Source organism: Shewanella sp. (assembly GCF_013214165.1).
In the GTDB taxonomy this organism is placed as follows: Bacteria; Pseudomonadota; Gammaproteobacteria; order Enterobacterales; family Shewanellaceae; genus Shewanella.
Map to the genome: position 1 here is coordinate 1 of NZ_JABSSM010000077.1, position 19395 is coordinate 19395.

Annotated in this window: 14 protein-coding genes and 1 pseudogene; 13 read left to right on the forward strand and 2 right to left on the reverse strand. The window is 48.7% G+C overall.

Features of this window, described 5'->3' with window-relative positions; translation table 11 throughout:
- The first annotated feature begins 228 nt into the window (after nt 1-228).
- The 9 genes and pseudogenes from HRU42_RS17090 (at nt 229) to panP (ending at nt 13912) form a co-directional block, all read left to right on the forward strand.
- Entirely contained in the window at nt 229-2451 is a 2223-nt protein-coding gene (locus HRU42_RS17090; RefSeq protein ID WP_295032773.1) for an OmcA/MtrC family decaheme c-type cytochrome, read from the forward strand.
- A 420-nt stretch (nt 2452-2871) separates the two neighbouring features.
- Entirely contained in the window at nt 2872-4860 is a 1989-nt protein-coding gene (locus HRU42_RS17095; protein WP_295032774.1) for an OmcA/MtrC family decaheme c-type cytochrome, read from the forward strand.
- Nucleotides 4861-4954: 94 nt separating this feature from the next.
- Nucleotides 4955-5956 (forward strand): DmsE family decaheme c-type cytochrome, encoded by a 1002-nt coding sequence (locus HRU42_RS17100; protein WP_295032776.1) that lies wholly within the window; start codon nt 4955-4957, stop codon nt 5954-5956.
- 14 nt (nt 5957-5970) lie between these two features.
- Nucleotides 5971-8082, forward strand: coding sequence for an MtrB/PioB family decaheme-associated outer membrane protein (locus HRU42_RS17105; protein WP_295032778.1), 2112 nt, complete (start codon nt 5971-5973; stop codon nt 8080-8082).
- Nucleotides 8083-8346: 264 nt separating this feature from the next.
- A pseudogene (locus tag HRU42_RS17110) lies at nt 8347-8895 on the forward strand (hypothetical protein).
- Nucleotides 8816-9061, forward strand: coding sequence for a hypothetical protein (locus tag HRU42_RS17115; RefSeq protein ID WP_295032794.1), 246 nt, complete (start codon nt 8816-8818; stop codon nt 9059-9061). Before HRU42_RS17110 ends, HRU42_RS17115 begins: the two are co-directional and overlap by 80 nt.
- Before the next feature lie 492 nt (nt 9062-9553).
- Nucleotides 9554-10777, forward strand: coding sequence for a glycosyltransferase (locus tag HRU42_RS17120; RefSeq protein ID WP_295032779.1), 1224 nt, complete (start codon nt 9554-9556; stop codon nt 10775-10777).
- A gap of 71 nt (nt 10778-10848) precedes the next feature.
- Nucleotides 10849-12033 (forward strand): glycerate kinase, encoded by a 1185-nt coding sequence (locus HRU42_RS17125; protein WP_295032781.1) that lies wholly within the window; start codon nt 10849-10851, stop codon nt 12031-12033.
- A 226-nt stretch (nt 12034-12259) separates the two neighbouring features.
- Nucleotides 12260-13912, forward strand: coding sequence for a pyridoxal-dependent aspartate 1-decarboxylase PanP (gene panP, locus HRU42_RS17130; protein WP_295032792.1), 1653 nt, complete (start codon nt 12260-12262; stop codon nt 13910-13912).
- Between the two features lie 28 nt (nt 13913-13940).
- Here panP and map read toward each other — a convergent pair whose 3' ends face one another.
- Both map and HRU42_RS17140 read right to left on the reverse strand, forming a co-directional pair.
- Nucleotides 13941-14723: a type I methionyl aminopeptidase gene (gene map, locus HRU42_RS17135; protein WP_295032783.1), complete on the reverse strand. Its 783-nt coding sequence runs from the start codon at nt 14721-14723 to the stop codon at nt 13941-13943.
- On the reverse strand, nt 14720-14935 hold the full coding sequence (locus HRU42_RS17140) for a ParD-like family protein (protein ID WP_295032784.1): 216 nt from the start codon (nt 14933-14935) through the stop codon (nt 14720-14722). The genes map and HRU42_RS17140 overlap by 4 nt, the downstream gene beginning before the upstream one ends.
- A 223-nt stretch (nt 14936-15158) precedes the next feature.
- Between HRU42_RS17140 and HRU42_RS17145 the strand changes: the two genes are divergently transcribed.
- The 4 genes from HRU42_RS17145 (at nt 15159) to HRU42_RS17160 (ending at nt 18896) form a co-directional block, all read left to right on the forward strand.
- Complete coding sequence (locus HRU42_RS17145) at nt 15159-16055, forward strand: metal ABC transporter substrate-binding protein (RefSeq protein WP_295032786.1); 897 nt, start codon at nt 15159-15161, stop codon at nt 16053-16055.
- A gap of 88 nt (nt 16056-16143) precedes the next feature.
- Nucleotides 16144-17007, forward strand: a complete 864-nt coding sequence (locus HRU42_RS17150) for a manganese/iron ABC transporter ATP-binding protein (RefSeq protein WP_295032788.1) — start codon at nt 16144-16146, stop codon at nt 17005-17007.
- An 82-nt stretch (nt 17008-17089) separates the two neighbouring features.
- Complete coding sequence (locus tag HRU42_RS17155) at nt 17090-18010, forward strand: metal ABC transporter permease (protein ID WP_295032789.1); 921 nt, start codon at nt 17090-17092, stop codon at nt 18008-18010.
- Nucleotides 17994-18896 carry a metal ABC transporter permease gene (locus HRU42_RS17160; protein WP_295032791.1) on the forward strand — a complete coding sequence of 301 codons (903 nt, stop codon included), beginning with the start codon at nt 17994-17996 and terminating at the stop codon, nt 18894-18896. The genes HRU42_RS17155 and HRU42_RS17160 overlap by 17 nt, the downstream gene beginning before the upstream one ends.
- Nucleotides 18897-19395 lie beyond the last annotated feature (499 nt).

Sequence of the window (19395 nt, forward strand, 5' to 3'; positions counted from 1 at the left end):
CCACCTACCTCTAAAGAAATAGTCAGACCCAGTTCACATAAAGCGATTAAAACAACTGCTAAAAATTCGTTGCTTAGTTAGCCTTAACAAGGGAAATAAATTCCACACACTAAGTTACTGTTTAACAACAAGTTGATAATGATAATCACTCTTATATATCGACAAGCTTATAAAGCAAACGGTTAAGTAGTAACTCAGTGATGATTAAAACTATTGCAGGGAATAATCATGATGAAAAAGTTCAACTCTTTTAAGACCAAAAAGAGTACAGCGGCCAAGGCTGTACTCGGTGCGGGGATACTCTCTTTAGCACTTGCAGGTTGTGGCGCTGATGACGGTAAAAATGGTGAAGATGGCAAGCCAGGCGCTATTGGCGTAAATATAGACTCGGCTAAAAGTGTCAAGGCGCTATTGACTAATGCTGCTGTCGAAGCGGGCACTGTCACCGTCGATTTTACACTCGAAAATGACAATGGGGTCGCTGTTCTGGGGCTGACTAAAGATCACGATCTACGTTTTGGTATCGCTCAGCTTGCACATGTTAGCGAAACCATGAACGACAAAGATGGCGTACCCACAGAATACGATCGCGGTTACCAATGGCAGGCTTATATTAATGCTGAAAAATCACCTAACCCGGACTGGGTTCCTGAAGGTGGATCAGATATTAACCCAACGAATCAGTTCCAGGCAGATGTAGAAAAAGCCAGTGATTGTGAAACCTGTTTCATTGATAATGGTGATGGCACTTATCGCTACACCTTCCAACAAAACATTGGCAGCGTCACCACGCCAGTTGAAGTGGTCTACCATGCAGACGACACCCAACGTGCCACATTAGAGCTTGATTTACCTAATTTTGCTGTAAATGCTAACTTCGACTGGCAACCATCGACAGGTACAACCGAAGGCATTCAGACTCGTGAAGTGGTATCGATCCAAGCTTGCTACACCTGTCACCAGCCAGAAAGTTTAGAGCTGCATGGCGGTCGTCGTATCGATCTTGAAAACTGTGTAGCTTGTCATACCGCGACATCGGGTGATCCTGAGAGCGGCAATAGTGTCGATTTCACTTACATGATCCACGCTATCCATAAGGGTAATAGCAGAACGACTTACAGCCCAGACTCACCGGACGCCGATGATAATGGCAATATTCCAGCACCTTACAAGGTTATAGGATACGGTGGTGGCGTTCATGATTATGGCAAGGTCATGTATCCGCAAAAGCCTGCTGCAGACTGTAGTTCATGCCACGTCACAGGCGAAAATGCGCCAAAAGATGCAGAACTGTTCTTAGCCAATAAGAGTAATACTGCATGTATCGCTTGCCACACGACTATGCCAAAAGCGTACCATGACCCCAGCAATGAAAATTGTATGTCTTGCCATATTGAAGCAGGCTACGCACGTAGCGCTAAAGAAGCTCACGGCGATATCATGAAGGCCTACAATGAAACCCAAGCAATGAGTGTAACCTTCTCTGATATTGGCGTCGATAGCGAGGGGAAATTCACCACCACAGTTCAAGTACTGGGTACTGATGGTCTGCCATTGGCTGCAGAATTTGTCGATACTGGTTCTCGTATTGTAATGGCATGGGACAGCGATAAAGACTTCCCTTCATACACAGAGGCTTCATATAGTAAGCGTCGCATGAAACTAAGCGAAGGCACCTATGATGCTTCAGCCAATGCATGGGTGATGACTTATGCTGCTATCGACCTTCCAACTGATGCTAGTGGCAAAACGTTCGAACTTTGGTCTGCATTAAAAGTGTGTTACAACAACGGCGGTTACGGGCGTCCATTTGTCGAGTTAACAGCTTGTACAACTGAAGGAGTCTGCAAAGTTGAAGTTAAAGATGAGCCGTTCCATTTTGTTTGGAGTGATACTGGCCCAGACTTAAACACTGCACCTAGGGCACGTCGTGACATTATCGATGCAACTAAGTGCCAAGGTTGTCACAACCAAGAGATTTATCACTACAACAATGCTGTGAATTGTCAAACATGTCATACGTCAGACAAGACCACTAAGAGTAATGCGAGTGAGCAGTACCCTAATGCCAAGAAGCCTACCAGCTTTGCCTATAAAGCGCATGAAGCTGAAGGCCACTACCTCAAGTATGCAGGTGTTGGCTCAAGCACTGTGGTTAAGACCGATTGTAAGACCTGTCATACCGATGACGGTATTAAATTGGGCCGTGCACCTGAGCGTACATGGCGCTACGGTGACATGCTAACTGGAGAAGATATCTGGGTCTCTTCTGATGCTGGCGCTTGTTTAAGCTGTCACCAGAAATACCTCAGTGAATCAGGTAAGTCTCACATTGAAACTAACGGCGGTATCTTAGATGGCACCAGCGCTGCAGACGTTAAAAACCGTGCAGCTGAAGCTTGCCAGACTTGTCACTCTCCAGAAAAAGTGATGGCACTTCACGGTCATTAATTACACGTTTAAAGCGATACCTAGCCTAGACACTTGAGTCATTAATGTATCGTTATTTATACCAAAAGGGAGGCTTAGCCTCCCTTTTTTATATCCGCTAAATAGAAAGCGTGAGAAATAAACACTTACCATACATAACATCAACTTATTTGAGAACTACTCTCAACTATAGCGCTCAATTATTACACTAGCATCCCGTTTCTCCCTCCCCCCAACTACCCCTTTATAAATAGACAGATCTTGGTCACACTATAAGACCTAGTTTGCAGATTTTACCCCCCTATTACGTTAGCCTTCACCTAGGGAATTATATTTCCAGCATCGACTTAAGTAGCACTAATAATGAAATCATCTAAATGATACACGGTTAGTTGACTAACCAAGCACTTGAGCCAATGTCAAACCTATGCAGGGAAAAAAATGATGAACGTAAAAAATACTCAGTATGCGCTGCTCTTGGCAGCAAGTGCAGTGTCTCTGGCCTTAACCGGCTGTGGTGGCGACGATGGTACAGACGGAACCCCAGGTAATCCAGGCGGACCGGCTGCCGATGTGGTCAATATCCTCAACCTAGATGTGACCAAAGTCACCTATCAAGATGGTATGCCAACCATCGAAGTCTTCGCCACTAACGAAGAAGATCTTCCAGTTGTAGGTTTAAAAGACTTGGAAGTTAAAGCCGTTGCCCAGCTTCTACCTCAAGGTTCTACTGGCGCTGGTGACAGCGCCCAGTGGCAGAAAATTGGTGCAGAGAAAACCTTTACCGACCACAAGAATGGCAACTATAGCTTCACCATTGCCCTTGAAGGTTATAATTCTGAGCTAACTCAAAGATACAACGTTATCGCCAGTGCATCGACGCTGCAAGATGGCGTAACGTCTGTACCACGTACCGAGCTTTCAGAAGATTTCTCAGGTGACGGTTACCAAGCACTTTATAGCAAAGACATAGTTTCAACTGAAACCTGTGCTTCTTGTCATGCCGCAGGAGAAGCTATTTATCACAGTTACACTTCAGCAGAAACGTGCACATCGTGTCATACCCAAGAGATGGCAGACGATAAAGATAAACCACAAGTCGTGTTCAATCATCTCATTCACAACGTTCATAATGATGCCAAAATGTATGGCCGCAATTTGGACGATAGTGCCGAGAAAGCCCACGGCCTATTACAAGATAACTGTCAAACTTGTCACCTTGAACCCGATGCCGATAGCGGTGAGTTAACCGAATGGGGCAACTGGACACGCGTCCCCACCATGGAGACTTGTACCAGTTGTCACGTCGATATCGACTTTAAAGCCGGTCAGGGTCATTCTCAGCAAAATGACAATAGCAACTGTATCGCATGTCATAAGCCTAGCTGGACAGAAGAACTGCATATGAGTGGCTTCGTTGACAAGAAAGCACTTATCGACCAGTACGCTATGGAAGCGACTCTGACTGCGCTAGCTACCGGATCTGGCAGCGATACCACACTCAGCATTACCATCTCTGGTGCAGACGGCGTCGCAATAGATGCCGCGACATTGTTGGCTAATATTGAGCAGCTAGAATCTATCACTAACGTGGGGCCTAATTTCCCGATAATGGGCTACAACTCAAGCCCTGGCAACGGTGAGCATAAGGTGCTTATCAAGCTGGTCGAAAATGGTGTGCTAGCAGATAACGCTCAGATCATCGATGGACGCTTGGTGACAACAATCGCCAACCTACCTTACGGTGAAGGCGATACAGACACTGCATTTAGCTTTATCGGCCTAGCCTTATGCAACGAGGGGACAGATCTGGTTCCCTGTGGTGAAGGCGTTGACAGCACATCAATGAAGGCAGAGCTTGCCCACGGCACACTTTCTGGTGAAGCGCCGAGTGTACGCCACACAGATTCAGTTAACTTTGGCGCTTGTGAGAGCTGTCATGGCACCGAGTGGGAACTACATCAAGATCACCATGCAGGTTTCGTGATGACTGAGCAGCTAGGCAGGATCAACCAAGCGGGTGAGATGATTGTGGGTGTCGATGGCTGTGTCGCTTGTCACACTCCAGATGGTACTTACGCAAGTGGCGCGAACAAGGGTGCGCTAGAGATGAAACTTCACTCACTTCATAGTTCTGGTGATTACGGCATTATTTCAGGCATGACCTGTAGCCAGTGTCATAACGACTTCAACCTCGATGCGTTCAAGGTCAAAGGTGCGCTAGCAACATCGGCGGGTCTATACAGCACACCTATCGCGGCGACATGTAGCTCTTGTCATAGTCATAGCGATAGTTTCAAAACACACGCAGAAGGCCAAGGCGCCATCATCGACGGTTCCTATGAAGCCGCCAACGATGCAGCTCAACTTGAAAGCTGCTTCTTGTGTCATAACCCAAGCATCAATGATCACACTTCGGTGAAGATGTAATTTGCTCAACTCTTAACAATAAATAGAGAGTTTGAAAGGGGGAGTCCTCTCCCCCCTGATTTCAAGCGAATTTGTGCAAATTAGGAAACCAAATATGAAAATAATACATACACTAAAATCTGTTTCACTGTCAGTGCTACCTGCACTGCTAGTGTCAGTGGTCTTGTCTCTAAGTATGACTTCTGCCGCCCACGCGTCGAAGTGGGATGCCAAGATGACTCCCGATGAAGTCGAAGCCACACTAGATAAGAAGTTTGCCGAAGGTAAATACTCACCTAAAGGCGCCGACTCTTGCTTAATGTGTCACCGTAAATCTGAAAAAGTGATGGACCTTTTTAAAGGCGTTCATGGCTCAATCGACTCGAGTAAGAGCCCTATGGCGGGTCTTCAATGTGAAGCCTGTCACGGCCCTCTGGGTAAGCATAACCGCGGCGGTAACGAGCCAATGATCGCCTTTGGTCCTGACTCAACGCTATCAGCTGAAAAGCAAAACAGTGTCTGTATCAGCTGTCACTTAGATGATAAGCGTATAGATTGGAATGGTGGACACCATGACAATGCCGATGTTGCTTGTGCTTCTTGTCACTCGATACACACAGATAAAGACCCTGTGCTGTCTAAAAACACTGAGGTGGAAGTCTGTACTAGTTGTCACACTAAGCAAAAAGCCGACATGAACAAGCGCTCGAGCCACCCGATGAAGTGGGCCCAAATGGTGTGTAGTGATTGTCATAATCCCCATGGCACTATGAGCGACTCAGATCTGGTGAAGCCTACGGTTAACGAGACATGTTACTCCTGTCACGCCGAGAAGCGCGGCCCAAAGCTGTGGGAGCATGCACCCGTAACTGAAGATTGTGTCGCTTGTCACAATCCACACGGTTCGGTGAACGAAGGGATGCTGAAGACTCGTGCTCCACAGCTTTGTCAGCAATGTCATGCCAGTGACGGTCATTCCAGTAGCGCCTACATGGGCAACACAGATCAAGGCTCAACCGTAGGTGGCAATGCGTTCACCGGTGGTCGTAGTTGTTTGAACTGTCATAGCCAGATCCATGGTTCTAACCACCCATCTGGTCAGCTATTTCAGCGCTAAACGGAGTAGAGAAGATGAAATTCAAATTAAATTTAGTCACCCTCGCCCTACTCGCTAATGCTGGCTTTGTCAGCACAGCAATGGCAGCTGGCGGTTATGGTATTCAAGATGCGAATACCGACAAAGTTAAGTTCAACAAATGGGTTTGTAAACGCTGTGTTATCGAAACTGGCGTTAACGGCACTGTCGGTGTCGGCATGGGCTATAACAACAGCGATGATATTCGCTCTGCCAACGCATTTGCAGCAGAAGATGAGCTTGCCTATAAGGTCGATGCCGATCTTAAATATGTTAGCGGATCCGGTTACCGCGCTACAATCGAGGCTGATAATCTCGGCATGGAAAATGGCCGTTTAGAGATTAATGCCGGTAAAACCGGTAAGTACAACCTGAATCTTAACTACCGTCAGATTGCCACTTATAAGACAGATAGCGCCATGACGCCTTATCAGGGCGTAGGTGGAGACCACCTTACCTTAGGTGATGATTGGCAGACAGCAGGTTCGAGTCAAGATATGACTCAGCTATACAGCAGCTTGAACCCTATAGAGCTATCGCTTAAACGTAAGCGAGCCGGTCTTGGTTTCGAGTATTCGTTTGATGCTGAGCCAGGTGAGAAATTATGGACCACTTATCTCAATTATCAACGTGAAGATAAGACCGGACTTAAGCAAACTTCTGGCAGTTTCTATAACCAGTCTATGATGCTGGCAGAGCCGGTGGATCACACCACAGATACCATGGAAGCTGGTATTAAACTTAAAGGTGACAACTGGTTCACGGCCCTGAGCTATTCGGGATCAAGCTTTAAAAACCAATATAGCCAGCTGACATTTGATAACGCCTTTGACCCAACGTTCGGCGCGCAAACTCAAGGTACCATGGCATTAGATCCTGACAATGAAGCTCATACAGTTTCATTGATGGGCCAAGTCTCTGCCAATAGAACAAGCTTGAGTGGCCGCATTCACTACGGACAGATGACTCAAGATCAAGAGTTTGTCACCTCTGGCTATGGTTATCAGATGCCGGCAGAGTCCCTCGATGGGCGCGTCGACATGACTGGGGTTAACGTAAAATTAGTGTCGCGCCTGAGTGCTAACCTGCGCATCAAGGCTAGCTATGATTATAGCGACCGTGATAATAAGACTAACGTTGAAGAATGGACGCAAATCAGCATAGACTCAACGACGGGCCAGGTGGCCTATAACACACCCTATGATATCACCACACAACGCGCTAAATTAAGTGCCAACTACCGTATCACCCGAGGTATGCGACTCGAGGCCGGTTATGACTACCGCCAGGATGACCGCAGCTACCAAGATAGAGAAACCACCAACGAAAACACCCTCTGGACCAAGTTCCGTCTGAGTCAGTTCGAAAACTGGGATATGTGGATCAAGGGAAGTGTCGGCCAGCGTGATGGTTCGAAATATCAAGCATCGGAATGGACCTCGAGTGAGTCAAATGACTTACTTCGTAAGTACAACCTAGCCGACAGAACGCGCACCATGATTGAGGCTCGAGTCACTCACAGCCCAACCGAGGCCTTGACTATCGACTTAGGTACCCGCTACGCACTCGATGACTATACCGACACTCAGATCGGTTTAACAGAGTCCGCAGACTTAAGCTATGACATTAGTGCAAGCTACCTGATCAACGATGATATGATATTAACGGCATTTTACAATCGTCAGAATATAGAAACAAATCAATCAGGTAGCACTAATTTCAGCACCCCAAACTGGTACAGCGTAGTTGAAGATCAGGTGGATGTTATCGGTGCAGGTTGGAGTTATAACAAGCTGATGGAGAAAAAGTTACGTTTAGGCCTAGATTACACCTATTCTAATTCAGACAGTAATACTCAGGTCACTCAAGGTGTCAGCGGAGATTATGGCGATTACTATGCCAAGTCTCATAACATCAACATCTATGGCCTGTACCAAGCCAGCGAAAGAGTGGTGCTTCGCCTAGACTACAAGATGGAGAAGTACCAAGATAATGATGCGGCTAATGAGATTGCGCCAGATGAGATCTGGAACGTGGTAAGTTTTGGCTCTAATAGTCACGATTACACCGCCCATTTAATCATGTTGAGTATGACTTATAGGTTGTAAGAAGTTCCTAGCAACTAGAAACTAGCTAAAACATAAATGCCAGCTGCTATCTTATTAGTCGCTGGCATTTTTATTATTGTTAACCCCATTACTACTGACCAGAGACTCATATGAAATGGTATCCCCCCTCTTACCTAGTCTAGCCCATTGTGCTCTTGGCATTAGCTTATTGGAAAAGACAGGACAGGCATATCTTTTATCTTTTCAGTTATCCCCTACTAAGCGTTAAGTTATCTTGATTTAGCTTTTTATGAGGTAGCTTCTATGACTTCAGCTCGCCGTAACTGATTGTTAGGGCTATGTCGACCCAGAATCGACGACCTTCTATCACATAATAAATGTTGCGTCAGAATGACTTAGCTCTGCGGTGAGGATAAACTAACAGGCAAGAGTTTCGAGCATAGACGCGGCTGGATTGTCGGCTCCCCTTAGCATCTAAGGTTAAGGCTCTTTCTACCATCTTCTGTATCGATGTCTGTGCCTATGCGGTGATGAATAATCACTATCATCTAGTGCTGAAAATTGACCTCGATAGAGCTATTTCATTTCTGTGATCACCTACAACTTATCGATTAGACTGGCAGAGCCATTAGGCCTGATAAAAAAGGGTTTATTGACTCAAGCCAGCCTAAATTACTCAATGAACTTGGCATAGTACCCGCGGCTTGGATCACCTCAGCGAAAGAGTTTCGCCGCCAATACAGTGGTATTAGTGGTCGTTGGGATGCTATGTGTGCTTTCAAACAGCGGCATAACTGTGGGCTATGGTGTAAAGGCAAAGCCAGCAGTCATGCACTTCATCCATCTCCTTAGCAAGGTCTTCGGAAAGGCCTTCGCAAAGGTCTTCACAAAGGCCTTCGGAAAGGCCTTCGGAAAGGCCTTCGGAAAGGCCTTCGGAAAGGTCTTCGGAAAGGTCTTCGCGGCTGAAGCCGCTCCTACGTTAAAATGCTGGTCGATAAAAGCCGAATCGAAGAGATGACTTTCTCGGAACCAGAACAGGGTGTGAACGCGGCTGTGAGTTTCCGAAACAAGGCCGAAAATGTTGCCTAAATTTTTCGGCATTTCCACCTTGACCCATAGGGCCTGCGATATTCCAGATATCACTCAGGCATTCCCCACGTCCTTGTGGGTCAGATGGGAAATGTCTTGAGATGTAGGGAGCATCTCTGACCATGTGAGCACGACATTGGTGAATCTGACCTATAGGGAGATAGGAAATGTCTTATGTATGTCTGGAACATACAAGACCCTGCACGGCACCGCCGCAGGCTATAGATTAGAATGAAGCTATGGCATTGATGAAGCTAACCAAATAACAAAACCAGCCCAATGAACCCACAATAGATATTTCAGCAACTTGTTATCCGACAAGTAAACAAACTTTTGCCCATAAATGAGTGACTAACGTTAGCTTGAACCTTGAACAGGTATACAATACCCTCCCATTAAAGTACCTATTATGTGAGCAATGATGAAACAAGTATTAGTGATAGGTTATGTGTGGCCAGAACCCAACTCCTCCGCCGCTGGCACCCATATGATGTCGTTATTACGACTCTTCAAACAACAAGGTTGGCAGGTCGAGTTTGCCACTCCGGCGCAGCCATCGGATCATATGATAGATCTTAGTAAGGCAGGCATAACCAGCAAAAATATCAGCCTTAACTGCGACAGCTTCGATACTTATATCTCAACGCTTCAGCCTAATATCGTCATGTTTGACCGCTTCATGATGGAAGAGCAGTTTGGCTGGCGTGTCGACAAGTACTGTCCCGATGCACTTAAGATACTCGATACCGAAGATTTACAGTGTCTGCGTAATGCTCGCCATCAGGCCGTTAAGAGTGAGCGAGTACTGACTAAGGCCGACTTATTCAGCGATATAGCAAAACGTGAAATAGCCGCCATTCTTCGCTGTGACATCTCGCTGATCATCTCAAGTTTCGAGATGGAGCTGCTACAAAGCCAGTTTAAGCTTGACCCCAGCCTCTTGCATCACTTGCCGTTTATGCTGGACTTGAAAAAGTGCCCAGAACAGACAAAAGCATACTCACAGCGCCAGCATTTTATGACCATAGGTAACTTCCGTCATGCGCCTAACTGGGACGCCGTACTATATTTACAAAAGATCTGGCCCTTGATCAGAAAACAGCTGCCCCAGGCCGAGCTACATATCTACGGCTCCTATCCGCCGCCGAAAGCAACGGCACTTAATAATCCCAAAACCGGCTTCTTAATCAAGGGCTGGGCGGAAGATGCTTATCAGGTCATGGAGCAAGCTCGTGTCTGCTTAGCACCGATCCGTTTCGGCGCAGGCATCAAGGGTAAGCTAGTCGATGCCATGATCATGCAGACCCCAAGCGTCACCACCTCTGTTGGCAGTGAAGGCATGCATAAGGATGAGCCGTGGCCTGGTTGCATCACCGATGACATGGAAACGTTTGCCCAGGCCGCGGTGGACTTATACGCTCAAGAGTCACTCTGGACTCAGGCTCAAAGCCACGCCTCGGGTCTATTAACAGCTAGGTATGATGGCCAAAAATTAGGCCAAGAGTGGATGAATAAGTTACACCATACTATCGATAATTTAGCAGAGCACAGATTAAATAACTTCACCGGCGCCATGATGAAGCATCACTCCATGGCGAGCACCAAGTATATGTCCCAGTGGATCGCCGCGAAAAATGCTCATTGATAGCCACAGTTCAAGCCCACTGAGTGCAGAATAAATGGGTGCGAACGCACTCAGCTTTAGGATCCCAACCAATGAAAATAGTTATCGCTCCCGATTCATTCAAAGAAAGCCTGAGTGCGATGGAAGTCGCCAACGAAATCGAACGCGGCTTTAAATCTGTGCTACCCGATGCAGAATATCTGAAACTGCCTGTTGCCGACGGCGGTGAAGGCACAGTCCAGTCTATGGTCGATGCAACTAACGGCTCCATTATCACACTCGATGTCATCGGGCCCCTGGGCAAACCAGTCAGTGCTCATTACGGGATCTTAGGCAATGAATTTATTGATGACAGTAAGACCGCCATCATAGAGATGGCGTCGGCCTCGGGCCTACATCATGTCTCTGTCGAAAAACGTGACCCTAGCATCACCACCAGCTATGGCACGGGCCAGCTTATCTGTGATGCGCTCAACCGCGGCATCAAACACATCATAATCGGCCTGGGTGGCAGTGCCACCAACGATGGCGGCGCGGGTATGGCACAGGCACTTGGCATTCATCTGCTCGATGAGTCAGGCAAGCCTCTGAGTGTGGGCGGCGCAGCATTGAGCGAGCTTCACACCATAGACATGAAAGACCGCCATTCCCTTATCCAGCGCTGTGAATTTATCGTCGCCTGTGATGTCGACAATCCTTTGTGCGGTGATAAAGGCGCGTCGGCAATATTTGGCCCACAAAAGGGGGCAAGCCCCGAGATGGTAACCAGCCTGGACACGGCCTTGACTCGATACGCCGACATTATTGCCAAGACTGTTGCTAACAAACAGCACAATAACAGTAAAATTAAAGACCGGCGCAATACACCGGGTGCTGGCGCCGCCGGCGGCATGGGATTGGGTGTCATGGCATTCCTAAACGCCACACTCAAACCCGGCATAGATATCGTCCTGGAGACGGTGAAACTCGACGAAAAAATGGCCGGTGCAGATCTGGTGATCACCGGCGAAGGCAGGCTCGACAGCCAAACCTTGCACGGTAAGACCCCAATGGGCGTCACGCGCGTCGCTAACGCACAGGGTATTGCGGTTATCGCCATAGCCGGCTGCGTCAGCGATGATGCCAATGTGCTGCTCGAACATGGCATCTCGGCCATCTTCTCTATCACCCCCAGGGCACTGCCACTTGAGGATGTGCTGGCCAATGCTAAACACAACTTGTTTACCACCTCGCAGAATATCGCCGCCCTCTATGCCATGAAGAGCAAGCAGTCATAAGTATCCCTGAGACGGTAAATGGCGTCTTCCTCTGTTTATCGTCTCCTGCTATTCCTTAATGGTACTCAGGTCAAACAATCGCCATCGCTTTACTTTCCCCATGAATCGTTTTAACTTTTACACTTGATGCACCAAAGCGCATAAAGTAAAGTGACTCCCCTTTGGAAAACTGCAACTGATAGCAGTTCCTGTTGAATAGTGTGATAGCTAAGAGATAACCATGTCGATGACACCCAGACGAGCCACAGCTTCTGAAGAGGCATTACTGCGTATCTTCACCGTACCCGAAGCCCCTGATTCAACATTAAGCGTCATCGAGCAAAACATATCGCAGAACTTGATGGGCTTCTTGCAAGATAGTGTAGTTGCCATCGAGAAGCCTCTGTCTGAGATAGAGCTAGACTTCCAACAGCATCAAATTCCCTCTGCGCCCCAGTTTGTTTCAGACTATGCCGATGAGATGATGAAGACCTTAGTGGCGCACTCGGTGCATACCTCATCGCCTAGCTTTATCGGTCACATGACCTCGGCGCTGCCCTACTTCGTCTTGCCTCTGTCTAAGATGATGGTGGGCCTGAACCAGAACCTGGTGAAAATTGAGACTTCTAAGGCCTTCACGCCGCTGGAACGTCAGGTCTTAGGCATGATGCATCACCTGATCTACGCCGAAGATGATGACTTCTACAAAAGCTGGATGCACAGCGCCAACTACTCCCTCGGGGCATTTTGCTCCGGCGGTACGGTCGCTAACATCACGGCCCTGTGGATAGCCCGTAATCAGCTACTCAAGGCCGAGGGTGACTTCAAGGGCGTGTCGGCTCAAGGCCTGATGAAGGGCCTGCGGCATTACGGTTATGATGATCTGGCCATCTTAGTCTCTGAGCGTGGTCACTACTCATTGGCAAAAACGGCAGACTTGCTTGGCATAGGCCGTGAGAACATCATTAAAATCCCCACCTCGAGTAATAACAAGGTCGATGTGGATAAGATGCGCGCCATGGCAAAGCTGCTTGAGCATGACAACATCAAGGTCATGGCCATCGTCGGCGTAGCCGGCACCACAGAGACAGGCAATATCGACCCCTTAGATGAACTTGCCACACTGGCGATAGAGCTTGAGTGTCATTTCCATGTCGATGCAGCTTGGGGCGGCGCCTCGCTATTATCCAACAAGTACCGCCATCTGCTCAAGGGCATAGAGCGAGCTGACTCAGTCACCATAGATGCTCACAAACAGATGTATGTGCCCATGGGCGCGGGCATGGTGGTCTTCAAAGATCCGGCCTTCGCCAATGCCATCAAGCACCACGCCGAATACATATTACGCAAGGGCTCCAAAGACTTGGGCAGCCAGACTCTGGAAGGCTCGCGTCCCGGGATGGCCATGCTGGTTCACGCCTGCCTGCAAGTCATTGGCCGGGATGGTTACGAGATCTTAATCAACAACAGTATAGAGAAGGCGCGCTATTTCGCCGGACTTATCCAGCAGCAAGCCGATTTCCAGCTGGTATCAGAGCCTGAGCTCTGTCTGCTTACCTATCGTTATGTGCCACAATCGGTGCAGCTGGCGATGCAAGTAGCAAGAGAGAGCGGCAACACCGAGACGTTAATCGAGTTTAATCGCCTACTCGACGGCCTAACTAAGTTTGTGCAGAAACGTCAGCGAGAACAGGGGACCTCATTTGTGTCTCGTACCCGTATTAATCCCGAGAGTCACAGCGGACTCAATATTCAATCTGTGGTTTTTCGTGTGGTGCTGGCTAATCCCCTCACCACCCGTGAGATATTGCAGCAGGTCTTAGCCGAGCAGATAGAGATAGCCAAACAAGATAGCAAGTGCTTGCCGCAGCTGTTAGCACTCGCCTCTCACTCGTCTTAACCATGTGACAACACCATAAAGCAGCCGTTTAGCAAACGGCTTCCGCTTCTGTTTCCCTTAAGGTCAACACCTCATAACCCGTCTCAGTGACTAGGATAGTGTGCTCCCACTGGGCCGATAGTTTCTTATCCCGAGTCACCACGGTCCAGCCATCTTTCTTGGTTTTTATTTTGGCATTCCCCTGATTGATCATAGGCTCAATGGTAAAAGTCATTCCAGGTTTCAATGTTAAGCCCGAACCTGGCCGACCGTAATGCAATACTTGTGGCTCTTCATGCATTTCACGGCCTATACCATGACCACAATACTCCTTCACTACGCTGTAACCCGATTTCTCGACGTGTTTTTGTATGGCATGACCTACATCTCCCAGTCTGGCGCCGGGTTTTACCACATTTATCCCCAGCCACATGGCCTCATAGGTGGTCTGAACCAGCCTCTTAGCCACTGGACTGGCATCGGGTAACAGATAGGTCTTACTCGAGTCTGCAATGAAGTCATGCTTTTCCAAGGTGATATCGACATTGACGATATCAGTACTCTTCAATCTATAAGTTGCAGAAGGTATGCCATGGCAGACCACCTCATTGACCGAGGTATTGAGCGAATATTGATAACCATATTGGCCCTTGCTGGCGGGACGAGCCTCAAGCTCGTTAACGATGAAATCTTCGACCTTATTGTTGATCTCCATGGTGGTAATGCCCACCCGAATATACTCATCTAGCATCTTAAACACCCGAGCCAGTAGCTTGCCCGACAGCCTCATTAACTCAGCTTCAACGGCTGACTTGATATGTATATCACTCATGACTTACCTTGATGAAGAATGCCTGCCAAAGATACGTTTTCATCCCTGAGGCGTTGCTGCAGTATCTCATTGAAAGTTAACGTCGGATTCAACTCGGCTAGCATGCCAGTCTTTACCCAAAACTCCACTTGGGAGTTGATCGACCTCGACATCACATTGCTCGATTTTCTGATCTCTTCATGGAGTTCATCGGAAATTTTAACCAGTCCCAAAATGCACCTTTATATGATTTATACATAAAACGTATACGTATTGTATATAAAACATATATCCCCATCAAGCCCTGACTCAGATACCAGTATCAATAACCCAGCGCTACCGCTTTTTTCCCCTTTACACGTCACGCCTTAATTGATAATAATTATCATTTGCGTTGAGATGTCGTTCATTCCCTGTTAGCCTTGTGTCTATCTGCCACATATAACAAGGAAAAATATGCTGCGTACACTTGGTTTGCTACTCGCTATCACTCTCTCCTTCTGGTCCCAAGACCTGCATGCCAGTCAGAATGATAAGTTTAAGATCATCACCACCTTCACCGTTATCGCCGACATGGCGAGAAACGTGGCAGGCGATGCCGCTATTGTCGAGTCCATCACCAAACCAGATGCCGAAATTCATAACTATCAGGCGACGCCGGGCGACATTCGCCGCGCCCAAGGGGCCGATCTCATCCTGTATAATGGCCTCAACCTAGAGCTCTGGTTCGAGAAATTTTTTCACAATCTCAACGACGTTCCCCGCACCATAGTCACCGAAGGCATAGCACCTATGGGGATTTCTCAGGGCCCCTATTCCGGTAAGCCGAATCCTCACGCCTGGATGTCCGCCCCCAATGCCTTGATCTATGTGGAAAATATCCGTCAAGCCCTGGTTCGCTACGACAGTAAAAATGCCGCGACTTACAACACCAATGCCAAACGCTATTCGGCGCAGATCCTCGTCGCCGTCGAGCCATTCAAGGCGCAATTAGACACGGTGCCGAAGGGGAGACGTTGGCTGGTAACCAGTGAGGGCGCGTTTAGCTACCTGACGCGAGACTATGATCTGCAAGAGCTCTACCTCTGGCCCATCAATGCCGATGCCCAGGGCACACCTCAGCAGGTGAGAAAGGTTATCGACCAGATGAGACAACATACCATTCCAGTCATCTTCAGTGAGAGCACGGTATCGGCCAAACCCGCTCAGCAGGTGGCACGAGAAACCGGAGCCAAATACGGCGGCATGCTCTATGTCGACTCTCTGAGCAGCAGTTCTGGCCCAGTACCGACCTACATAGAGCTGCTAACGACCACCTTGAGCACTATAGCCCGAGGACTCAACGACTCATGACAGCAATCACGATTGAATTTATCGCTAATCTCACAGTCAACGACCTCACAGTCCCCTATATGACAAGCAGCCTAAGGACCAACGACTAATGACAGCACTCACTAGCGGACTCACAGTTAACGACATCACGGTCACCTACCGCAACGGTCATACGGCGATTTATGATGCCAGCTTTGACCTGCCTAAGGGCTCAATCACAGCCCTGGTCGGCGTCAATGGCAGCGGCAAGTCCACCCTCTTTAAATCCATCATGGGCTTCGTCACGCTGGCTAAGGGCAAGGTTGAAATCTTGGGTCTGCCGGTTAAACAGGCCCTAAAGAGCAACTTGGTGGCCTATGTTCCCCAGAGCGAAGAGATAGACTGGAATTTCCCGGTGCTGGTGGAAGACGTGGTCATGATGGGTCGATATGGCCATATGAACATGTTTCGCATCGCCAGTAAGCGTGATGAAGAGATGGTGAATATTGCCCTAGACAGGGTCAACATGAGGGCATTTCGCCAGCGGCAGATAGGTGAGCTTTCCGGAGGACAGAAGAAACGTATCTTTCTTGCTAGGGCCCTAGCCCAAGAGGGTCAAGTCATCTTGCTCGACGAGCCGTTCACTGGCGTGGATGTGAAGACCGAAGATCAGATCATGGCGCTGCTGCGTGAGCTACGCGCCGAGGGCAAGGTTATCTTAGTATCGACCCATAACCTGGGCAGCGTGCCCGAGTTTTGTGACAGAACGGTACTCATCAACCGCACCGTGCTTGCCGCCGGGCCCACCAAGTCGGTATTCACTCAGGAAAATCTGCAACTGGCATTTGGCGGCGTGCTGCGCCACTTCGTCTTGGGCGGTAAAGATCTCCACCAAGATGATGATGCCAGACAACTCACCTTGCTGACGGATCATGAGCGACCTGTGGTGTTATACGGTGATGACAGCATGACTCAGGTTGTCAGCAGTGAATAACCATAGCAATGAACCCTGTATTAAACTAACTCGGATTAAGCTGAGCGCTTACATAACCTGCCTGGCTTAAACAGTGAAACCTATGATTGAAACGCTATTACAACCATTCCAATATGGCTACATGGTCAATGCCATCTTTATCAGTGCCCTGGTCGGTGGCGTATGCGCCTTCCTATCCGCCTATCTGATGCTCAAGGGCTGGTCTCTTATCGGCGACGCCCTGTCACACGCCATCGTTCCCGGCGTCGCCGGCGCCTACATGTTAGGTCTGCCCTTCGCCCTGGGCGCCTTCTTCTCAGGAGGACTCGCGGCAACGACCATGCTGTTTCTCAGTCAACGCACTAAGCTTAAAGAAGATGCCATCATAGGCCTCATCTTCACCTCCTTCTTCGGCCTCGGCCTGTTTATGGTTTCCCTCTCTCCCACTTCGGTGAACATTCAGACCATAGTGCTGGGGAATATCTTGGCCATCACCCCGGAAGATACGCTGCAACTCCTGTTGATTTCCGGCATATCTTTGGCCGTGCTGATATTGAAATGGCGAGATCTTATGCTGGTTTTCTTCGATGAGCATCATGCCAGAAGCATAGGCCTCAATCCCAATGGCCTAAAAATCCTCTTCTTCACCTTACTCAGTGCATCGACGGTCGCGGCGTTGCAGACCGTGGGCGCATTTCTAGTGATTGCCATGGTAGTAACCCCAGGAGCCACCGCTTATCAACTCAGCGACCGATTTGGCCTAGTGGTCATCTTGAGCGTCGCCATAGGCGCCATGACCTCTTTTTTGGGTGCCTACTTAAGCTTTTTTATCGATGGTGCGACCGGCGGCATCATAGTGGTGTTGCAGGCATGCGTCTTCGTGCTGACATTCGTGTTTGCCCCTAAACATGGTTATCTGGCAGCGAGGCGCAGGGCGAAACACTCGTCAGACTCACGCTTACTAGAGCAAGAATCGACCAAGATCACAATCGATACAGGAGTCCCCAATGACCAGCTTATTTGACTCAGGTCTGGACACATTACTGTTACCCTTTAGTTTTACCTTCATGCAGCAGGCCTTCATGATCGTCCTGTTAGTGGCCATCCCCACCTCAGTGCTCTCCTGCTTTCTCGTGCTCAAGGGCTGGTCCCTGATGGGAGATGCCATCTCACATTCGGTACTGCCCGGAGTCATCTTGGCCTATGCGCTGTCAATCCCCTATGCCATAGGCGCGTTCGCCGCCGGCATGTTCTGCGCCTTAGCCACGGGATTTATCAAGGACAACAGTCGCCTCAAGGAAGATACTGTGATGGGCGTGGTGTTTTCCAGCATGTTTGGCTTAGGCCTGGTGCTGATGACTAAGATTGAGACTGGGGTCCATCTGGACCATATCTTGTTCGGTGATGTGCTAGGAGTGAGCTGGACAGACGTACTCGAAGCGGCTGGCATCGCGCTGCTGGTGGTAGGCTTCATCCTCTTCAAGGGACGGGATCTGCTGGTATTTATCTTCGATCATCAACATGCCAAAGCCATAGGGCTACACGTGGGTCTGCTGCATTATGGTCTGCTGTCGATACTGTCCCTCACCATAGTCGGCGCCCTAAAGGCCGTGGGCATGATTCTGGTTGTCGCCATGCTTATCGCTCCCGGAGCCATCGCCTTCCTACTCACCCGCAAGTTTCAATCTATGATGCTAATTGCCCTGCTTATCTCGACCCTGAGCTCCTTTTTGGGTGTCTATCTCAGTTTCTTCATCGATAGCGCCCCGGCGCCCACCATCATAATGCTGATGACGCTGTTGTTCATCTGTGTGTTCTTCTACTCTGGCTATCAGACCAGGCGAGCCTCCGCCACCCTAGACCCAGAAAGCCTCGCCATTTATGCCGGGGAGCAATCACCTAGAGCATGACCGCTAAGTCACTTCTGCACCAAAACTTGCTAGCCTTCGAATGAAGGCTTAATACATTTTTAATTCGTATATTTGGTGTTGGGTAGGTTATTGAAGGTCGTATCTTCATTGTCACTTATAGCCTGCGGCGGTGCAGTGCAGGGATGCACCAATGTCGTGGAGGCAGGATGCCTAAGAACGACCTTTTATGCAGATACTTCCGCGAGTCGTCGCGAGTACTCTGACCTCCATGGACGGAGGAAATGCCAAATTTTGTATGGAACAAAATTGGCCCTGTAGGCTCTGCCAAAACAAACAACGTCCAAGTTTAACGGCCAGTTCGGCATCCTAGCCTCTCGTTCGGAGAGTATCACTTCGTGATACCTCACCCTATTTTGGAAGCTCGCAGCCGCATCTACACCTGCTGATTTACAAGATAAGTTGTCTCTTCGATTTAGCTTTATTACTAGGCTTCGTAACTCGTTTCTGTCCCAAAGCTTGCTAGCCTTCGAATGATGAC

What these genes read in the sequence shown, in the direction of transcription:
- HRU42_RS17090 (WP_295032773.1), top strand. Translation starts at nt 229, where the DNA reads ATGATGAAAAAGTTCAACTCTTTTAAGACCAAAAAGAGTACAGCGGCC.
- HRU42_RS17095 (WP_295032774.1), top strand. Translation starts at nt 2,872, where the DNA reads ATGATGAACGTAAAAAATACTCAGTATGCGCTGCTCTTGGCAGCAAGT.
- HRU42_RS17100 (WP_295032776.1), top strand. Translation starts at nt 4,955, where the DNA reads ATGAAAATAATACATACACTAAAATCTGTTTCACTGTCAGTGCTACCT.
- HRU42_RS17105 (WP_295032778.1), top strand. Translation starts at nt 5,971, where the DNA reads ATGAAATTCAAATTAAATTTAGTCACCCTCGCCCTACTCGCTAATGCT.
- HRU42_RS17120 (WP_295032779.1), top strand. Translation starts at nt 9,554, where the DNA reads ATGAAACAAGTATTAGTGATAGGTTATGTGTGGCCAGAACCCAACTCC.
- HRU42_RS17125 (WP_295032781.1), top strand. Translation starts at nt 10,849, where the DNA reads ATGAAAATAGTTATCGCTCCCGATTCATTCAAAGAAAGCCTGAGTGCG.
- panP (WP_295032792.1), top strand. Translation starts at nt 12,260, where the DNA reads ATGACACCCAGACGAGCCACAGCTTCTGAAGAGGCATTACTGCGTATC.
- map (WP_295032783.1), bottom strand. Translation starts at nt 14,723, where the DNA reads ATGAGTGATATACATATCAAGTCAGCCGTTGAAGCTGAGTTAATGAGG.
- HRU42_RS17145 (WP_295032786.1), top strand. Translation starts at nt 15,159, where the DNA reads ATGCTGCGTACACTTGGTTTGCTACTCGCTATCACTCTCTCCTTCTGG.
- HRU42_RS17150 (WP_295032788.1), top strand. Translation starts at nt 16,144, where the DNA reads ATGACAGCACTCACTAGCGGACTCACAGTTAACGACATCACGGTCACC.
- HRU42_RS17155 (WP_295032789.1), top strand. Translation starts at nt 17,090, where the DNA reads ATGATTGAAACGCTATTACAACCATTCCAATATGGCTACATGGTCAAT.
- HRU42_RS17160 (WP_295032791.1), top strand. Translation starts at nt 17,994, where the DNA reads ATGACCAGCTTATTTGACTCAGGTCTGGACACATTACTGTTACCCTTT.